Here is a 17,696-nt window from a genome sequence, read left to right on the forward strand (position 1 = left end):
CCCGCGGTCAGCCGGCGCGCCGGGCCGCCGCGCGGTGCACGGCCATCGTCACCGCGGTATCGAGCGCGGCGATCATGCTGCCAGCGTCCGCACGGCCGGTGCCGGCGAGGTCCAGCGCGGTGCCATGATCGACCGACGTGCGGATGATCGGCAGGCCGAGCGTGATGTTGATTCCTTCGCCGAAGGTCGCGTACTTGAGCACCGGCAGTCCCTGGTCGTGGAACATCGCGAGCACGCAATCCGCGCCGTCGAGAAAACGCGGCTGGAACAGCGTGTCCGCCGGATAGGGGCCGCGCGCGTCGATGCCCAGGGCCTGCGCCTCGGCCAGCGCGGGTTCGATCACGTCGATCTCCTCGCGGCCGAGGTAACCGTTTTCGCCGGCGTGCGGATTGAGCCCGGTGACGAGGATGGCCGGCCGCGGCAAGCCGAAGTCGCGGCGCAGGTCGGCGTCGATGATGCGCAGTGTCTCGACCAGCATCGGACGCGACAGCGCGGCGCTGACGGCCGACAGCGGCAGATGGGTGGTCGCCAGCGCGACGCGAAGCGGATGCGCGCCGGTGCCGGCAAGCATCATCACGACGCGCGCGGTGCCGGTACGCTCGGCCAGATATTCGGTGTGTCCGGTGAACGGTACGCCGGCGTCGTTGATCGTGCTCTTCTGCAACGGCGCGGTGACGATCGCGTCGTAGGCCCCGGCGAGCGCGCCGTCGATCGCGTGGTCCAGCAGATCGAGCACGTAGCGCCCGTTCGCGGGGTCGAGCCGCCCGGGCGCACAGGGTACGGCGAGCGGCCGGTGCGCGAACGCGATCTGGCCGGACGCCGCCAACGCCGCCAGGGCTGGCTCGCCCGCCAAGCCGCCGCCCGCTCCGGCACGGGCAGCCAGCAGCGGCTGGTCGCCCAGCACCACGAAGCGCGCCTGCGGCCAGCGCGACGCCGCATCGGCCAGCGCCTTCAGCGTCAGTTCCGGCCCGACGCCGGCCGGCTCGCCGGTCGTGACCGCGATGGTCACGGCCGACGCCTGAGGCGGCACGGCGGCGCGGGTCGGCTCCATGGCGAGGTGCCTCAGTTGTCGTCGTCCAGCTTGTACTGGATGTATGCGCTGTCGCGCAGTTGCCGCAGCCAGTCGTCGAAGGCCTGGTCGGCCTTGCGCGCGCCGATCGTCTGGCGCGCCGCTTCCTGCTGCTGTTGCGCCGACTCCTGCGTCTGGCGACGGCCGCTGACCAGAATCAGGTGGTAGCCGTATTCGGTGCGGATCGGGTCGCTGACCTGACCGATCGGCAGACGGTTCATCGCGCGCTCGAACTCCGGCACGGTCTGACCCGGATTGATCCAGCCCAGGTCGCCGCCGGTCGCGGCCGAGCCGTCCTGCGAATTGGCCCGCGCGAACGCGCCGAAGTCGCCGCCGGCCTCGACCTGTCGCTTGATGTCGAGCAGCTTGTTGCGCGCGGCCGGCTCGGAGGTGCCGTTGCCGATCCGGATCAGGATGTGGCTGGCGTGCGTCTGCGTGACACTCTGGTTCGCGCCGCTCTGCGCGCGCCGGCCGGCCAGCCGCACCACTTCATAGCCTTGCGACGTGTGCACGACGTTCGGCGCGACCTGTCCGGGCGCCAGGTTGGCGACCGCCTGACGGTATTCATCCGACAGCGTGTCGGCGGCCTGGAAGCCCATCTCGCCGCCCTTGGCCGCTTCTTCGGCCTGCGACTCGCGCTTCGCCAGGCGCGCGAAGTCGGCGCCGCCCTGTACTTCCTTCAGCGCTGCTTCGGCGCGCTGCTGCGCGGCCTGCTGCTGGTCGGCCGGCGCGTTCGGATCGACCTTGAACACGATGCGCTGCACGTTCACCTCGCTTGCGGCGGGACCGCTGCCGCGCTGGCTGGCGAGATAGCTCGCCACCTCGGCATCGCTGACCGTGATCCGGCTGTCGACCTCGCGCTGACGCAGACGCGTCAGCAGCAGTTCGTTGCGCGCGTCTTCGCGGAAGCTGTCCCAATCGACGTGTTCGGCGGCCAGCCGGTTGCGGAATTGCGTCACCGTCATGCCATTGGCCTGCGCCAGCCGCTCGACGGTGCGGTCGACCTCCCCGTCGTCCACGGTGATCCCGCCTTCCTTCGCGCGCTGCAGCTGCAGGTCGTCGAGCACCATCTGGTTCAGCACCTGCGAGCGCAACTGGTCGTCGGGCGGCAACTGCGCGCCCTGGCCGAGGCGGCGCCGGATCATTTCGACGCGCTGGTCGAGCTGGCGCTGCGTGATCACCCCGTTGTTGACGATCGCCACGATCCGATCGACGGGCTGTCCGCGCGTGTCGGACAGCGCCTGGGCATGGGCAGCCGGCCCCTGCAGGGCACCCAGCAGGACGAGTGCCGCCAGCGGGGCACGAAAACGAGTGGACATTGCGATCGGAAACTCCATCGGTGACCGGCCCGACGGCCGGCAGAAGTAGCCGGCCGCGGGACGAGCCCGGCAGCGGCGCTTATTCATAGTTCGAGAAACGGGACAGGGGCAGCGGTGTCGTCGACGGCTGCACATAGCCGGGTACGCCGGCCTGGAAGGCCGATACCAGGCCGTTGTCGATCTTCGTGAAACCCTTCAGTTCGAGCTGGGCCAACACCCGGGTGCCGCTCGCCGGCAGGCCGTTCGCCAGCACGCCGTTCGCATAGCGCTGCAGCGCCACCCCGAACGTCCAGCACTGCGCATCGTACTGGAAGCCAAGCACACCGTCGACCAGCCGCTTCGCGTCGAGCGCATAGTTCACGCGGCCCACGCCGTACAACTGGCGCGTCAGCGGCCATTGCGCGGACAGCACCGCCTGCTTGATCCGGCCGCTGTCGGCTTCGAGCGTGCTGACCCGCGAATAGCGATACGCGAGGTTGACCACGCGCCGGTCGGCCGGGCTCCACGCCACGCCGAAATTGGCCCGCACCAGCTGCTGGCCATCTGGGTTGTACTGCACCGCGTTCTGCGTCGCGAAGGTGTCGAACAGCTTCAGCGAGGCGCCGACCAGGACGTCCGAGCGGCTCGAGCCGGCCAGCGCTTCCTGCGGCAGCGTCACGCGCTGGCCACGGATGTAGTACTTCTGCGCCAGCGTGAAACGGGCACGCTCGTCGCCGCTGGCCGGATTGATGAAGCGGCTGGTCAGGCCGACCGTGACCCGCTCGCCGTCGGCGATGCGGTCGTTGCCGACGTAGGTGTTCTCGGTGAAGATCTCCGCCGCGCCGAAGTCGGCCTGCGCGGTGTCGAACACCGGTACCAGGCTCTGGTCGACGTACGGCGTGTAGGCGTAGAAGACGCGCGGTTCCAGCGTCTGGATGAAGTCCGAGCCGAACAGCTGCACGCGGCGCTCGAAGATCAGCCCGGCGTCGAGCGAGGCGGTCGGCACCGACACCGACAGGTTCGGCGACGTGGTGTTGTTCGGCTGGCTGGCGGCCGTGGTGCCGGGCAGCGTCAGCCGGTACGACGCCAGGTGCCACTGCAGCTTCGGCACGATGAAGTAGCCCGCGCGGATGATCGGATAGCTGACGTACGGGTTCAGGAAGACGCGCTGCCCTTCCGGCATGCCGCTTTCCTGGCTGCGGAAATACGTGTAGTTGGCCTCGGCCCCGAAGTCGAAGCCGCCGACGTCGTAGCGGCGATAGTTCACGTCGAGCTCGGGCTCGCGCGAATACGGCGGCGTCGTGCCCGACAGCGCCTGCCAGCGCTGCACGCGGCTCAGCACGGACCACGGCCCGTTGCTGTACGTGATGCCCGCTTCCTGCTGGTACAGCAACTGGGTGCCGGTCTGCAGCACCGCGTTGCTGGTCGACAGATCGGTCGTATAGCTGCTGTCCGAGACCCGGTTGTAGTTCACGTAGGCGCCGAAGCCATTGCCCAGGTCCTGCTGGTGCTGCGTGAAGATCGCGTAACGATTGCTGCGGCCGGCGGCGCGATCGTCCGGCATGTATTCGATCGTCGTGTTGCCCGAGTAGCGCTCGGACAGGTAACGATAGTCGGCGCCGAGCTGCACGCCGCGCCGCTGCATGATCCGCGGCCGCAGCGTCAGGTCGTAGTTCGGCGCGAGGTTGAAGTAGTACGGCAGCGTGAAGTCGAAGCCGGTCGTGGTGCTTACCGACACGGTCGGCGGCAGCAGTCCCGACTGCCGGTCGTTGTTCAGCGGGAACGACAGGTACGGGCTGGCGAAGATCGGCACGCCCTGGAAATACAGCACGCCGTTGCGCGCGACGCCGCTGTTGTCGCCCTGGTCCATCTCGAAGCTGCTCGCCTTCATGTACCAGGCGGGGTCCGCGCAGTTGCACGCCGAGTAGGTGCCTTTCGTGAAGCGGGTGCGCTCGTTGTCGATGATGTCGATGCGTTCCGCCTGTCCGCCGCCGCCATTGCTGAAGTGGTAGGTCGGGCTGAGCATGTAGCCTTCGCTGGCGCCGAGCCGCAGTTGGGCGCGCGGACCGACGAAGCGATTGCCATGGTCGTTCAGGCGTACGTGGCCATATGCATCGGCCAGGTCGGTGTCCTCGTCGTAATGCAGGCGGTCTGCCTTCACGACACTGCCGTAACGGCGCAGTTCGGCGTCGGCCTGCGCCTTGGCCGACTCGCGCGCGTCGCTGCCGTCCGCGCCTGCGGACGGTGTGGTGGCCCGCGGGCTCGCCGCCGTGGCGGACGATCCAGCCGGCGACAGGGCAGAAGACTCAGCGGACGACGCAGCGGAAGACCCAGCGGACGCCCCGCTGGACGGATCGGCGGCGTCGGTCGTCACCGGCCGGTCGCCGTCCACCGTCATGTCCTTGTCGGCGGTGCCGGCGGCGCTGCGGCCGATCGCGAAGACCGACGGCGAGGCGTCGCCCATCGGGCGCTCGACGATCTGCGGCGTCAGCATGAAGCCCCAGCCGTTGTCGAGCGCGGCGGGCGCGGCTGCGCGGCCGCTCAACTGCGCGTGGCCGATGCCGGGCAAGGCAAGCACCGCCAGCACCAGCGGATGGAGACGGAAGCGTTGAGGCGTCGGGGTTGTCGGCGGACTAACTGGCATGAGCTATCGGCTGATCGACCGCAAGGCGGCGGACCGTTCGCGGGCCATGCGCGGCGCGTTGCGCAGCTTGGACATGGATGGGTTGCATGGTCGCTTCGCAAAAATCGTCGGTTATTATATGGCAAGACGTTGGTCGGCCTGCCCACGGGCCGACAGCGCCCGGGGCGCCGCTCCCGCGCCGCCGCCGACACGCTTCGCCAGACCCTTTCAACGCCGCCCTGGTCCTTGCTCCCACTCGCCCGCGTGGCCGGTTCGCCTCCGCCGGTGACGGCCCGGCCGCCGAGCTTCGCGCCGCCTCCGCCGACATGCCGATGAATCCAACCGACGACGCCCGCCTTGACGCGCTGCGCGCCTGGCTGCACGCCCTGCCCCCCGACCTCGCCAGCGTCGATCTCGACACGCTCACCCGCGCCTCCGACGATGCCGGCAGCCGGCGCTATTTCCGCCTGCGGGGGCGCGTTGCGGACGGACCAGGCGCCAGCGGCGCGGCCGGCACGCTGATCGCCGTCGATGCGCCGCCGCCGGAAAAGACGCGTGAATTCGTCGCCGTGCGGGCCTTGCTGGCCGAAGCCGGAGTCGCCGTGCCGGCGATCTACGCCGCGTCGCCCGACGACGGCTTCATGCTGCTCGAGGATTTCGGCGACCAGCCCTACCTCGCGGCCCTGCGCGAGGCCACGCCGACGCAGGCGGCCGACCTCCTGCACGATGCGTTCGGGGCGCTGCAGCGATGGCAGTCGCACTCCCGCCCGGACGTGCTGCCCGCGTTCGACGAAGCCTTCCTGCGCCGGGAGATGGAGCTGATGCCGGAATGGTTCCTGGGCAGGCACCTCGGCCTCGAAGTCGACGACACGATACGGGGCAAGCTGGCGCCCGTCTTCGACGCGCTCGTCGCGAACGCGCTCGCCCAGCCGCGGGTGTTCATGCACCGCGATTTCATGCCGCGCAACCTGATGGTGCGCGAAGGCGACGGCAATCCGGGCGTGCTGGATTTTCAGGATGCCGTCTACGGCCCGGTGACCTACGACGCGATCTCGCTGCTGCGCGACGGTTTCATCAGTTGGGAGGAAGACTTCGAACTGGACTGCCTGATCCGCTACTGGAGCCGGGCGCGCGCCGCGGGCGTGCCGGTCGACCCCGACTTCGGCGAGTACTATCGCCAGGCGGAGTGGATGGGCCTGCAGCGTCACCTGAAGATCCTCGGCCTGTTCTGCCGGCTCAACTACCGTGACGGCAAGTCGCGCTACCTCGCCGACCTGCCGCGCTTCCTCGGCTACGCACGCCGCGTCGGCAGCCGCTACCAGCCGCTGTTCCCGCTGGTGCGCCTGCTCGACTCCGTCGAGGGCCGTCTTCCCGCTGTCGGCTACACCTTCTGATGACCTGTGCCATGATCTTCGCCGCCGGACGCGGCGAGCGGATGCGTCCGTTGACCGACCACTGCCCGAAACCCCTGCTCGAAGCCGGCGGCAAGCCGTTGATCGTCTGGCAGATCGAGGCGCTGGCGCGCGCCGGCCTGCGGCGCATCGTCATCAACCACGCGTGGCTGGGCGAGCGCTTCGAGGCCGCGCTGGGCGACGGCAGCCGCTTTGGCGTCACGCTCCATTACTCGGCCGAGCAGGTCGGACTGGAAACCGCTGGCGGCGTCGCACACGCCCGCGCGCTGCTGGAGGCCGACGGTTCGACGGTGCTCGTCGCGGTCAGCGGCGATGTCTACAGCGACTACGATTACCGTGCGCTCGCACCGCGCATCGCGGCCCTGGAGGCCGCCGCCCGCCAGGGCGCGCCGGCGGCGATGCATCTGGTGATGGTGCCGAATCCGCCGTTTCATCCGGACGGCGACTTCGCGCTGGAAGGTGACCGTTTGACGCTGACGGGCGGCGCGCGGCTGACGTTCGGGAACATCGGCGTGTACGATCTGCGTTTGTTCGACGGCATCGCCGACGGCGAGCGCCTGCCGATGACGCCGCTCTACCGGGCCGCCATCGACGCCGGCCGCGCGAGCGGCGAACGGTATTCGGGACGCTGGGAAAACGTCGGCACGCCGGCGCAGCTGGCCGAACTGGATCGTGCGCTGCGGGCCGCGCGTCCCAGTTCGCCGGACCGGCCGGACGCCTGAGGCGCCAGGCGCCCGGCTTCGGCCAGGGTCCGGTGCCGCTTGCTTCGTGCCCCGCTTCGTCAGTAAACCCGCCCCCGCACCTTACGTACGGACAGCCATGACTTCGGACCCGACCCTCGCCGCCGACGCGGCCCTGTCAGCCAGCGATGCACACGTCTACGCGGCCGTGCCGCCAGCGCGCTATGCGGCGCGGCGCGCGGCCCTGGTCGACGCGATGCGGGCCGCCGGCGGAGGCGTCGCGATCATCGCGGCCGCGCCGGTCGTGATGCGCAACCGCGACAGCGACTATCCCTACCGGCAGGACAGCTACTTCCACTATCTGTGCGGTTTCGACGAACCGGACACCCTGCTGTTGATCGACAGCGACGGCACGCTGCGCGCGCCCGACCGCGCGGCACCCGGCGCAGACGGGGAACAAGCCGCGCTCGCGCGGCCGCGCGCGACCCTGTTCTGCCGCGCGCGCGACCCGCAGCATGAGATCTGGGAGGGCCTGCGCTTCGGCCCCGACGGCGCGCGCGAGGCGTTCGGACTGGATGCCGCCTGGCCGAACGAAGCGCGCGACAGCCGCGTGCTCGACGTGCTCGCACAGGCGCGCACGGTCTGGCTGCCGTTCGCCGCGAAGGCCACGGCCAGTTGCGTCAACGACTGGCTGGCGCGCCTGCGCGCGCGGCGCGAGCCGGTCGCGCCGGAAACGGTTCGCGACCTGACGCCACTGCTCGACGCGTTGCGGGTCGTGAAGGACGACGACGAGATCGCGCTGATGCGTGGCGCCGGCCGGATTTCCGCGCTGGGCCATCGCCGGGCGATGCAGGCGTGCCGCGTCGGCATGCGCGAGTACGAACTCGAAGCCGAGTTGCTGCATACGTTCCGCCGCCACGGTGCCCAGGCACCGGCCTACACGTCCATCGTCGCGACCGGCGCGAACGCTTGCATCCTGCACTATCCGGCCGGCAACGCGATCCTGCGCGACGGCGATCTGGTGCTGATCGACGCCGGTTGCGAAATCGACGGCTACGCTGGCGACATTTCGCGAACCTTCCCGGCCAATGGACGCTTCTCGGGGCCGCAGCGCGCGCTGTACGAGATCGTGCTGGCCGCGCAACGCGCGGCGATCGCCGCGACCCGGCCCGGTGCCCGCTTCGACGACGCGCACCAGGCCGCCGTGCGGGTGCTCGCGCAAGGCATGCTCGACACGGGGCTGCTCGATGCCGACCGCCACGGCACGCTCGACGACGTGATCGCCGCGCGCGCCTATGCCCGCTTCTACATGCACCGCACCGGTCACTGGCTGGGCCTGGACGTGCACGACTGCGGCGATTATCGCGACCCGCCGCGTCCGGAGGAAGGCACGACCGGACCGCGTGCGTCGCGCACGCTGCAGCCGGGCATGGTGCTGACCATCGAGCCCGGGCTGTACGTGCGCGCCGCCGACGACGTGCCCGCCGCCTTCCACGACATCGGCATCCGCATCGAGGACGACGCGCTGGTCACGGCCGACGGCTGCGCGCTGCTGACCCGCGACGTGCCGGTCGCGTGCGACGAGATCGAAGCGCTGATGAGGGACGGGCAATGAGCCGCGCGCCGTTGCAAGATAATGGCGCCGACGACTTCGACGTGATCGTCGTCGGCGCGGGACCGGTCGGGCTGGCGCTGTGCGGCTGGCTCGCGCAGCGGGGCGCGACCCGGCCGCTGTCGGTGGCACTGATCGATGCACGCCCGCGGGCCGAAGCGCAGCAGGACCCGCGCGTGCTGGCGCTGTCCGAGGGCAGCCGCGGGCTGCTCGCGCCGCTCGGCTGGCCACGCGAGACGACGCCGATCACGCGGATCCAGGTCAGTCAGCAGGGCCACTTCGGCCGCACGGTGATCGAGCGCGAACGCCACGGTCTCGACGCACTCGGCCACGTGGTGCGTTACGGCACGCTGGCCGCGGCGCTGGCCGACGGCCTCGACCGGCTGGTCGCGCAGGGCGCGAACGTGACGCGGTTCGACGGCATGCGCGCGCTTGCCTACCGGCAGGACGATGCGGGCGTGACCGTGCCGCTGGCCCCGACCGCCGCACTCGCCGCACCCGCCATTCAGCAGCCGGCCGCGCCGTCGCTGCGCGGGCGCGTCCTGGTCAGCGCCGAAGGCGGCGTGTTCAGGCAGGACACCGGAGCGGATGCGGCATCCGGCGACGGCGACGCGCCGGGCGGCGTGCCGGCGCACCGCCCGGCGCATGGCCCCACGCGTGGCCCAACGCGTCGAGATTACCAGCAGACCGCGCTGATCGCGCGGGTGAACTGCTCGCGCCCGGCGCACGGCGTGGCGTTCGAACGCTTCACCGGCAGCGGACCGCTGGCGCTGCTGCCGTTCGAGCACAGCGGCGCACCCGCCGCGGACTATGCATTGGTCTGGTGCGCGGCGCCCGACGTGACCGCGCGCCGTCTCGCCAGCGACGACGCGACGCTGCTCACCGAGCTCGCCGACGCGTTCGGCGGCCCGTTCGGCGCGCTGGGCCGCTTCACGTCGATCGAAGGACGGGCGAGCTTTGCGCTTGGCATGCAGATCGGCGACGTGCTGCGCGACCGGCGCGTCGCGGCGATCGGCAACGCCGCGCAGATTCTGCACCCGGTGGCCGGCCAGGGGCTGAATCTCGGGCTGCGCGACGCCCGCACGCTGGCCGACGCGCTGGCCCATCTCGGCGCGACGCCCGAGGCGCTTGCCGACCTGGCGCGCCGGCGCCGCGTCGATCGCGGCCTGACGTCCTCGCTGACCGATTGGCTGGCCCGCGGCTTCCTCGACAGCGCCGGCCCGGTTGCGGTCCTGCGCGGCCTCGGCCTGCAGGCGCTGGACGTGCTGCCGGGCGCCAAGACCGCCTTCGTGCGGCAGATGATCTTCGGCGCACGCCGTTGAGCCGGGCCAGACCGACGGCGGCGGCCGGGCCCGGGCGTTGATCTAAAGCAACGACCGCGCACCGCCAGGCCGCGCGGCGCGGTCTACCCCCGCGTAAAAGGGCTAGAATGCTGATCTTCCGCCCGTTCCGACCGGCCCGTCAGCGCGCCGCGCTCGGCAGCCGCCGCTCCGGCCTTGCAGGCCGTTACGTCACACCGATCTTCCGATGTCGCTGTCCCCGCCCCCGCCCCGTATCGGCCCGCATTCGTTGCGCAATGGCCTGTTCGTTGCACCGATGGCCGGTGTCACGGACCGGCCCTTCCGCCAGTTGTGCAAGACGCTCGGCGCCGGCTACGCGGTGTCGGAGATGGTCGCGTCCAATGCCCAGCTGTGGCGCAGCGACAAGACGCTGCGCCGCGCCAATCATGACGGCGAGGTCGCGCCGATCGCGGTGCAGATCGCCGGCGCCGATCCCGCGATGATGGCCGAGGCGGCCCGGCACAACGTCGCGAACGGCGCGCAGATCATCGACATCAACATGGGCTGCCCGGCCAAGAAGGTCTGCAACGTGGCGGCCGGCTCGGCGCTGCTGCAGAACGAGCCGCTGGTGGTCCGCATCGTCGAGGCGGTGGTGGCCGCGGTCGGCACCGGCCCCGACGCGGTGCCGGTGACGCTGAAGATCCGGACTGGCTGGGACCGCGCGAACCGCAATGCGGTTCGCGTCGCGCGCCTGGCGGAGTCCGCCGGCATCGCAATGCTGACCGTGCACGGACGCACGCGCGCCGATCTGTACAAGGGCGAGGCGGAATACGAGACGATCGCGGCGGTCAAGCAGTCGGTAGGCATCCCGGTGGTGGCCAACGGCGACATCGATTCCCCGGAGAAGGCACGCGTGGTACTCGCGGCCACCGGCGCGGACGCATTGATGATCGGCCGCGCCGCGCAGGGCCGCCCCTGGCTGTTTCGCGAGATCGACCATTTCCTGCGCACCGGCGAACGTCTGCCCGCGCCGGAAGTCGCGGAGATCCAGGCGATCATGAATCATCACCTGGCCGATCATTATGCGTTCTATGGCGAATTCACCGGGGTTCGCACTGCGCGCAAGCATATCGGCTGGTACACTCGCGCTCTCGCCGGCAGCCAGGCCTTTCGGCACCGGCTCAACACGCTCGACAGCACGCGCGAGCAGTTGGCTGCCGTCAACCAGTTCTTCGACGAACAGAGAGCGCTGTCCGATCGCCTGATCTACGCGGCGGGCGACGGCGACGAAGCGGGCGAACCCCATGCGCCCGCCCCCGTCGCCGACGACGAGAACTGTTCAACCGACCGACTAGCGGCATGAGCAAGAACCACATCGAACAATGCGTGCGCGACAGCCTGGACGCGTATTTCCGCGACCTGGGCGGGTCGGCGCCGCACGACATCTACGAGATGATCATCTCCTGCGTCGAGAAGCCGATGCTGGAGACCGTCCTGCAGCGCGCCGAGGGCAACCAGTCGCTCGCGGCGGAATTCCTGGGCATCAACCGCAACACCTTGCGCAAGAAGCTTCAGCAGCATCAACTGCTGTAAAACGGTCACGGCGCGCTTGCCGGCCCGGGCCGGCAAGCGCCGGCCAGGCTGTCCGCACCGCACGCCGTCCCCTCGCCCGTCATCGGCCCTTCATCGACTTTCCTCGGACCGCCCGGCCTCCTGCCCGTCCGGTCCGCCATTGCGTCGCGATTTCCTCATCATGATCAAGCAAGCGCTTCTTTCCGTTTCCGACAAGACCGGCGTCGTCGATTTCGCCCGTGAACTCGACGCACTCGGCATCAAGCTGCTGTCGACCGGCGGCACGGCGAAACTGCTGGCCGAGGCGGGCCTGCCGGTCACCGAAGTGGCCGATTACACCGGCTTCCCGGAAATGCTCGACGGACGCGTGAAGACGCTGCATCCCAAGGTGCATGGCGGCATCCTGGCGCGGCGCGACCTGCCCGCGCACATGGCCGCGCTGGCCGAGCACGACATTCCGACCATCGACCTGCTGGTGGTCAACCTGTATCCGTTCCGCGAGACCATCGCGCGCGACGACTGCACGCTGGCCGAGGCGATCGAGAACATCGACATCGGCGGCCCGACGATGCTGCGCTCGGCCGCGAAGAATCACCGCGACGTCACGGTCGTGGTCGACCCGAGCGACTACCAGCCGGTGCTCGACGAGCTGCGCGCGAACGCGCGCACCGTGTCGTACGCGACCAACTTCCGCCTCGCCAGCAAGGTGTTCGCCCATACCGCGCAGTACGACGGCGCGATCACCAATTACCTGACCAGCCTCGGCGACACGCTCGACCACGGCCAGCGCAGCGCCTACCCGGCAACCCTGAACCTGGCCTTCGACAAGGTGCAGGACCTGCGCTACGGCGAGAATCCGCACCAGAGCGCGGCGTTCTACCGCGATCTGGCCGCGCCGGCCGGCGCGCTCGCCAACTACCGCCAACTGCAGGGCAAGGAACTGTCGTACAACAACCTGGCCGACGCCGACGCCGCCTGGGAGTGCGTGAAGACGTTCCCGCGCGACGCGGGCGCCAACGCGGCCGCCTGCGTGATCATCAAGCATGCGAACCCATGCGGCGTCGCGCAGGGCGCCACGCCGCTGGAAGCCTACGAGAAGGCCTTCCAGACCGATTCGACCTCCGCGTTCGGCGGCATCATCGCGTTCAACAGCGAACTCGACGAAGCGGGCGCGCAGGCCGTGGCCCGCCAGTTCGTCGAGGTGCTGATCGCCCCGGCCTTCAGCGACGCTGCGCGCGCCGTCTTCGCCGGCAAGCAGAACGTCCGCCTGCTGGAGATCCCGCTGGGCGCCGAAGCGCACGGCTTCGACCTGAAGCGCATCGGCGGCGGCCTCCTGGTGCAGAGCCCGGACGCGAAGAATGTCCTGCCGCACGAGCTGCGCGTGGTCACCCGCCGCCATCCGACGCCCAAGGAAATGGACGACCTGCTGTTCGCCTGGCGCGTCGCGAAATTCGTGAAGTCGAACGCGATCGTGTTCTGCGGCGGCGGCATGACGCTGGGCGTCGGCGCCGGCCAGATGAGCCGGGTCGATTCGGCCCGCATCGCGGCGATCAAGGCGGCACAGGCGAACCTGTCGCTGACCGGTTCGGCGGTTGCCTCCGACGCGTTCTTCCCGTTCCGCGACGGCCTGGACGTCGTCATCGACGCCGGCGCGTCGTGCGTGATCCAGCCGGGCGGCTCGATGCGCGACGCCGAGGTGATCGAAGCGGCGGACGAGCGCAACGTCGCGATGGTGCTGACCGGCACCCGCCACTTCCGGCATTGAGCACGCGGCCTCGCGTGCGAACGGTGAGGCTATGCGCCTGAACCCAAGCCCGAGCCCCAGCGCCGTCGCCGCGCCGGTGCGCATCATCGGCATCGATCCGGGCCTGCGCGTCACCGGCTTTGGCGTGATCGACAAGCAGGGCCAGCAGCTCGCCTACGTCGCGAGCGGCGTGATCCGCAGCGGCGACGGCGACCTGCCGACCCGGCTCGGCGTGTTGTACCGCGGCATCCGCACGCTGCTCGACGAACACCGGCCCGACATGGCGGCGATCGAGCAGGTGTTCGTCAACGTCAATCCGCAGTCGACACTGCTGCTCGGCCAGGCGCGCGGCGCGGCGCTGTGTGCGCTGGTCAGCGCCGAGATTCCGATCAGCGAATACACGCCGATGCAGCTCAAGCAGGCCGTGGTCGGCACCGGCCGCGCCGGCAAGGAGCAGGTGCAGGCGATGGTCACGCGTCTGCTGCGCCTGAACGGCATGCCCAGCACCGATGCCGCCGACGCGTTGGGCGTGGCGATCTGTCATGCCCACGGCGGTACCATGCTGGGTGCGCTTGGCGAGGCGGCTGGCCCGCTGGCGGCGCGCCGCGCGGTGCGGGTCCGGCGTGGCCGGCTGATCGGCTGACCTGTCGACGGGCCACGTCCAGCGCCGCCGGCTGCCGGTCCGACAGCCTTCCTACCGAACGCATTTCTCCCCTCAACCCGCTTCCTCTCGCCATGATCGGTCGAATCGCCGGCATCCTGCTTGAAAAGAATCCGCCGCGCCTGCTGGTCGACTGCGCCGGCGTCGGCTACGAAGTCGACGTGCCGATGAGCACCTTCTACAACCTGCCGCACACCGGCGAGCGCGTGATCCTGCTGACCCAGCAGATCGTGAGGGAAGACGCGCACCTGCTGTTCGGCTTTCTGAGCGCGGACGAACGCACCGCTTTCCGCGAGTTGCTGAAGATCACGGGCGTCGGCGCGCGGATGGCGCTGGCCGTGCTGTCCGGCATGAGCGTCGGCGAGCTGGCGCAGGCGGTCACACTGCAGGACGCGGCGCGGCTGACCCGGGTGCCGGGCATCGGCAAGAAGACCGCCGAGCGGCTGCTGCTCGAACTGAAGGGCCGGCTTGGCGCCGAGCTCGGCAGCGCGGGCGCCGCCTCCACATCCGAACACGCCACCGACGTGGTCAATGCCCTGCTCGCCCTTGGCTACTCGGAAAAGGAAGCACTCAACGCGATCAAGGCGCTGCCGCCCGGCTGCGGTGTCAGCGAGGGCATCAAGATCGCGCTGAAGCTGCTGTCCAAGGGCTGACAGGCGGCGCGACTGCACCGGTCGGCCGACCGTGACAGTCCGGCGCCGCCGCGCCATGTGCATGCATGGCACCGTGCGCCGATGCGGCGCACGATCGGGGCCATGACGACCGACCGCCCCTCCACTCGATCGGCCGGCAGCGCTTGGTGGAACGGCCTGCTCGGCATTGCGATCTTCAGCGCCTCGCTGCCGGCGACCCGCATCGCCGTCGCGTCGCTCGATCCCTTCTTCCTGAGCGCGGCCCGCGCCGCGATCGCCGGCGTGCTGGCCTTGCTGCTGCTGCGCGTGAATCGCACGCCGCTGCCGCAACGCGCCGACGTGCCGGGGCTGGCGGTCACCGCGCTCGGCTGCGTGCTCGGCTTTCCACTGTGCACAGCCCTTGCGCTGCGCTATGTCGACTCCGCGCATGCGATCGTCTTCACCGGCCTGCTGCCGGTGATGACCGCGATCTTCGGCGTGCTGCGCGCCCATGACCGTCCCCGTCCGCTGTTCTGGATCGGCTCGCTGGCCGGCGCGGCGGTGATCGCGGCCTACATCCTGCGCGCCGGCGCGACGCTTTCGCCGCAGGGCGACGGCCTGATGCTGCTGGCAATCGTCGTCTGCGGGCTCGGCTACGCGGAAGGCGGCCGCCTGTCGCGCCGGCTCGGCGGCTGGCAGGTGATCTGCTGGGCGCTGGTGCTGTCGCTGCCGTTCGCCGTCGTGCTGGCGGTCTGGCTGTGGCCGGCCCACCTAGCGTCGGTGACCTGGTCCGGTTGGGCCGCGCTCGGCTACGTGTCGCTGTTCAGCATGCTGATCGGCTTCGTGTTCTGGTATCGCGCGCTGGCATTGGGCGGCGTCGCCAGCATCGGCCAGCTGCAGTTGCTGCAGCCGTTCATGGGGCTCGCGCTGGCCGCGCTGCTGCTGGGCGAACGCATCGAACCGGCGCTGCTCGGCGCCACGCTGCTGGTGGTGGCCTGTGTCGCGCTGGCGCGGCGCTACGCGGCACCGGCGCGCCCGTCGACAGCCGTCCGGCGGGTGCCGGATCGCGCCGCGGTCGGCGTACAATCGGGGCATGATTGAGACAGAAAAACTGGCGGGCGACCGGCTCGTCGCCGCGACCCCGGTCACGCGCAACGAGGAGGTGTTCGAGCGCGCCCTGCGGCCCCGGCAATTGGACGACTACGTCGGCCAGACCAAGGTCCGCGAGCAGCTCGAGATCTTCGTGCAGGCGGCCTCGCGCCGGCGCGAGGCGCTCGACCACGTCCTGCTGTTTGGGCCGCCCGGCCTCGGCAAGACGACGCTCGCGCACATCATCGCGCGTGAAATGGGTGTCAACCTGCGCCAGACCTCGGGCCCGGTGCTGGAGCGACCGGGCGATCTCGCGGCGCTGCTGACCAACCTCGAAGCCAACGACGTGCTGTTCATCGACGAGATCCACCGGCTCTCGCCGGTCGTCGAGGAAATCCTGTATCCGGCGCTCGAGGACTACCAGATCGACATCATGATCGGCGAAGGACCGGCGGCGCGCAGCGTCAAGCTGGACCTGCAGCCGTTCACGCTGGTCGGCGCGACGACGCGGGCGGGCATGCTGACCAACCCGCTGCGCGACCGTTTCGGCATCGTCGCGCGGCTGGAGTTCTATACCGCCGACGAACTGGCGCGCATCGTCGCGCGCTCCAGCGGCCTGCTGGGCGCGTCGATCGGCGAGGACGGCGCGCTCGAGATCGCGCGGCGCGCGCGCGGCACGCCGCGAATCGCGAACCGTCTGCTGCGGCGGGTCCGGGACTACGCGGAAGTGAAGGCCGACGGCCGCATCACCGGCCAGGTGGCCGACGCCGCGCTGAGCCTGCTGGACGTCGATCCGGCCGGCTTCGACCTGATGGACCGCAAGCTGCTGGAAGCGGTGCTGGAGAAGTTCGACGGCGGCCCGGTCGGCCTCGACAACCTCGCCGCCGCGATCGGCGAGGAACGCGACACGATCGAGGACGTGATCGAGCCTTTCCTGATCCAGCAAGGCTATCTGCAACGCACGCCGCGCGGCCGTATCGCGACGCTGCAGGCCTACCGGCATTTCGGCATCGCGTCGCCGGAGCGCGCCCCCGTGCGCGATCTCTGGGACGCGTCGGCTTCCGAGTGAGCGTGCGGCAGTGCCCGGCAACGTCCTGACCGAACCCCTGCGCCGGCGCATCGCCGCGGCGGTGACGCGCCTGACGCACGATTCCCGAACCCGTATCGACTACAGCCAGCCGCCCGGCGACCCGGGGCTGTTCGGACCCGACGCGGTCTGCTGGCGCGTGCACGCGGACTTCGCGTCGATGCTCACCGGCGGCATCACGGCACTCCTGATGCAGGCGCTGCATCCGCTCGCCATGGCCGGCGTGTGGGACCACTCCCGCTTCCGCGAGGATCTGGCCGGACGCCTCGCCGGTACCGCGACCTTCGTCGCCGGCACCACCTTCGCGGCACGCGCGGATGCGCTGGCGCTGATCGACACCGTCAAGCGGATCCATCAGCGAGTGGTCGGCGTTGCACCGGACGGACGGCCATACGCGGCCGACGACCCTGCGCTGCTGTGCTGGGTGCACGTGGCGGAGACCAGCAGCTTCCTCGCCGCCTATCTGCGCTACGTCGACCCGACGCTGTCGCCCGCCGACCAGGACCGCTACTACGCCGAAACCGCGACCCTCGCCGAACGGCTGGGCGCGACCGACGTGCCGCGCTCCGTTGCCGCCGTGCGCGCCTATCTGGATGCGATGCGTCCCCACCTGCTGGCCGACGCCCGCGCCGCCGAGGTGGTGCGCGTTGTGATGTCGGCGCCGCCGCCATCGCGGCTCGCCTGGCCGGTCAGCCGGCTGATTCTGAACGCGGGCGTCGACCTGTTGCCCGCATGGGGGCAGACGATGCTCGGGCTGTCGCGCGGCGCGCGTCTCAGGGCCGCGGTAGTGCGGCCCGGCGTCCGGGCGATTGGCCGGATCATGCGCTGGGCACTGATCCAGGGCATCTCGCGCCGCGCGCGGGCCCGCGTTGCGGGGGGCGCAAAGCCGGCCGACGATCCGGCTCGCCCCGCCTCGCCGGCCTAAGCCTGAGCCCGGTCCGGGCGCGGCTGGAGCGTG

The 17,696-nt window shown here is 70.5% G+C and carries 15 protein-coding genes; 12 read left to right on the top strand and 3 right to left on the bottom strand.

Annotated elements, in window-relative coordinates; all coding sequences use genetic code 11:
* Positions 1–7 precede the first annotated feature (7 nt).
* The 3 genes from pdxA to BLU54_RS08490 form a co-directional block, all read right to left on the bottom strand.
* Positions 8–1,051, bottom strand: coding sequence for a 4-hydroxythreonine-4-phosphate dehydrogenase PdxA (pdxA, locus tag BLU54_RS08480; protein ID WP_091907023.1), 1,044 nt, complete (start codon positions 1,049–1,051; stop codon positions 8–10).
* Between the two features lie 11 nt (positions 1,052–1,062).
* The gene (locus BLU54_RS08485; protein WP_235837860.1) at positions 1,063–2,388 is read right to left on the bottom strand and encodes a peptidylprolyl isomerase; all 1,326 of its coding nucleotides are present in this window, start codon (positions 2,386–2,388) and stop codon (positions 1,063–1,065) included.
* Positions 2,389–2,467: 79 nt separating this feature from the next.
* Positions 2,468–5,011 (bottom strand): LPS-assembly protein LptD, encoded by a 2,544-nt coding sequence (locus BLU54_RS08490; protein ID WP_091907027.1) that lies wholly within the window; start codon positions 5,009–5,011, stop codon positions 2,468–2,470.
* A gap of 305 nt (positions 5,012–5,316) precedes the next feature.
* On the opposite strand from BLU54_RS08490, the gene BLU54_RS08495 reads away from it, so the two are divergent.
* From BLU54_RS08495 to BLU54_RS08550, 12 genes are all read left to right on the top strand, one after another.
* The gene (locus BLU54_RS08495; RefSeq protein WP_091907029.1) at positions 5,317–6,384 is read left to right on the top strand and encodes an aminoglycoside phosphotransferase family protein; all 1,068 of its coding nucleotides are present in this window, start codon (positions 5,317–5,319) and stop codon (positions 6,382–6,384) included.
* Positions 6,385–6,395: 11 nt separating this feature from the next.
* Entirely contained in the window at positions 6,396–7,124 is a 729-nt protein-coding gene (gene murU / locus BLU54_RS08500; RefSeq protein WP_091907378.1) for an N-acetylmuramate alpha-1-phosphate uridylyltransferase MurU, read from the top strand.
* 97 nt (positions 7,125–7,221) lie between these two features.
* Positions 7,222–8,697: an aminopeptidase P N-terminal domain-containing protein gene (locus tag BLU54_RS08505; protein WP_091907031.1), complete on the top strand. Its 1,476-nt coding sequence runs from the start codon at positions 7,222–7,224 to the stop codon at positions 8,695–8,697.
* Positions 8,694–10,016, top strand: a complete 1,323-nt coding sequence (locus tag BLU54_RS08510; RefSeq protein WP_091907033.1) for an FAD-dependent monooxygenase — start codon at positions 8,694–8,696, stop codon at positions 10,014–10,016. The genes BLU54_RS08505 and BLU54_RS08510 overlap by 4 nt, the downstream gene beginning before the upstream one ends.
* Positions 10,017–10,221: 205 nt before the next feature.
* The gene (dusB, locus tag BLU54_RS08515; RefSeq protein ID WP_091907035.1) at positions 10,222–11,337 is read left to right on the top strand and encodes a tRNA dihydrouridine synthase DusB; all 1,116 of its coding nucleotides are present in this window, start codon (positions 10,222–10,224) and stop codon (positions 11,335–11,337) included.
* Complete coding sequence (locus BLU54_RS08520) at positions 11,334–11,567, top strand: Fis family transcriptional regulator (protein ID WP_091907037.1); 234 nt, start codon at positions 11,334–11,336, stop codon at positions 11,565–11,567. Before dusB ends, BLU54_RS08520 begins: the two co-directional genes overlap by 4 nt.
* A gap of 160 nt (positions 11,568–11,727) precedes the next feature.
* A complete protein-coding gene (gene purH / locus BLU54_RS08525) occupies positions 11,728–13,311 on the top strand; it encodes a bifunctional phosphoribosylaminoimidazolecarboxamide formyltransferase/IMP cyclohydrolase (protein WP_091907380.1) in 1,584 nt (527 codons plus the stop codon).
* 76 nt (positions 13,312–13,387) lie between these two features.
* Positions 13,388–13,933: a crossover junction endodeoxyribonuclease RuvC gene (gene ruvC, locus BLU54_RS08530; RefSeq protein ID WP_091907383.1), complete on the top strand. Its 546-nt coding sequence runs from the start codon at positions 13,388–13,390 to the stop codon at positions 13,931–13,933.
* A 92-nt stretch (positions 13,934–14,025) separates the two neighbouring features.
* A complete protein-coding gene (gene ruvA, locus BLU54_RS08535; RefSeq protein ID WP_091907039.1) occupies positions 14,026–14,604 on the top strand; it encodes a Holliday junction branch migration protein RuvA in 579 nt (192 codons plus the stop codon).
* A 102-nt stretch (positions 14,605–14,706) separates the two neighbouring features.
* Positions 14,707–15,663, top strand: a complete 957-nt coding sequence (locus BLU54_RS08540) for a DMT family transporter (RefSeq protein WP_091907386.1) — start codon at positions 14,707–14,709, stop codon at positions 15,661–15,663.
* Positions 15,656–16,720, top strand: a complete 1,065-nt coding sequence (gene ruvB, locus BLU54_RS08545; protein WP_091907041.1) for a Holliday junction branch migration DNA helicase RuvB — start codon at positions 15,656–15,658, stop codon at positions 16,718–16,720. Before BLU54_RS08540 ends, ruvB begins: the two co-directional genes overlap by 8 nt.
* 10 nt (positions 16,721–16,730) lie before the next feature.
* Positions 16,731–17,663 carry an oxygenase MpaB family protein gene (locus BLU54_RS08550; protein WP_091907043.1) on the top strand — a complete coding sequence of 311 codons (933 nt, stop codon included), beginning with the start codon at positions 16,731–16,733 and terminating at the stop codon, positions 17,661–17,663.
* The last annotated feature ends 33 nt before the right edge of the window (positions 17,664–17,696 follow it).

It is taken from the genome of Chitinasiproducens palmae (genome assembly GCF_900095735.1).
GTDB classification, from domain to species: Bacteria; Pseudomonadota; Gammaproteobacteria; order Burkholderiales; family Burkholderiaceae; genus Chitinasiproducens; species Chitinasiproducens palmae.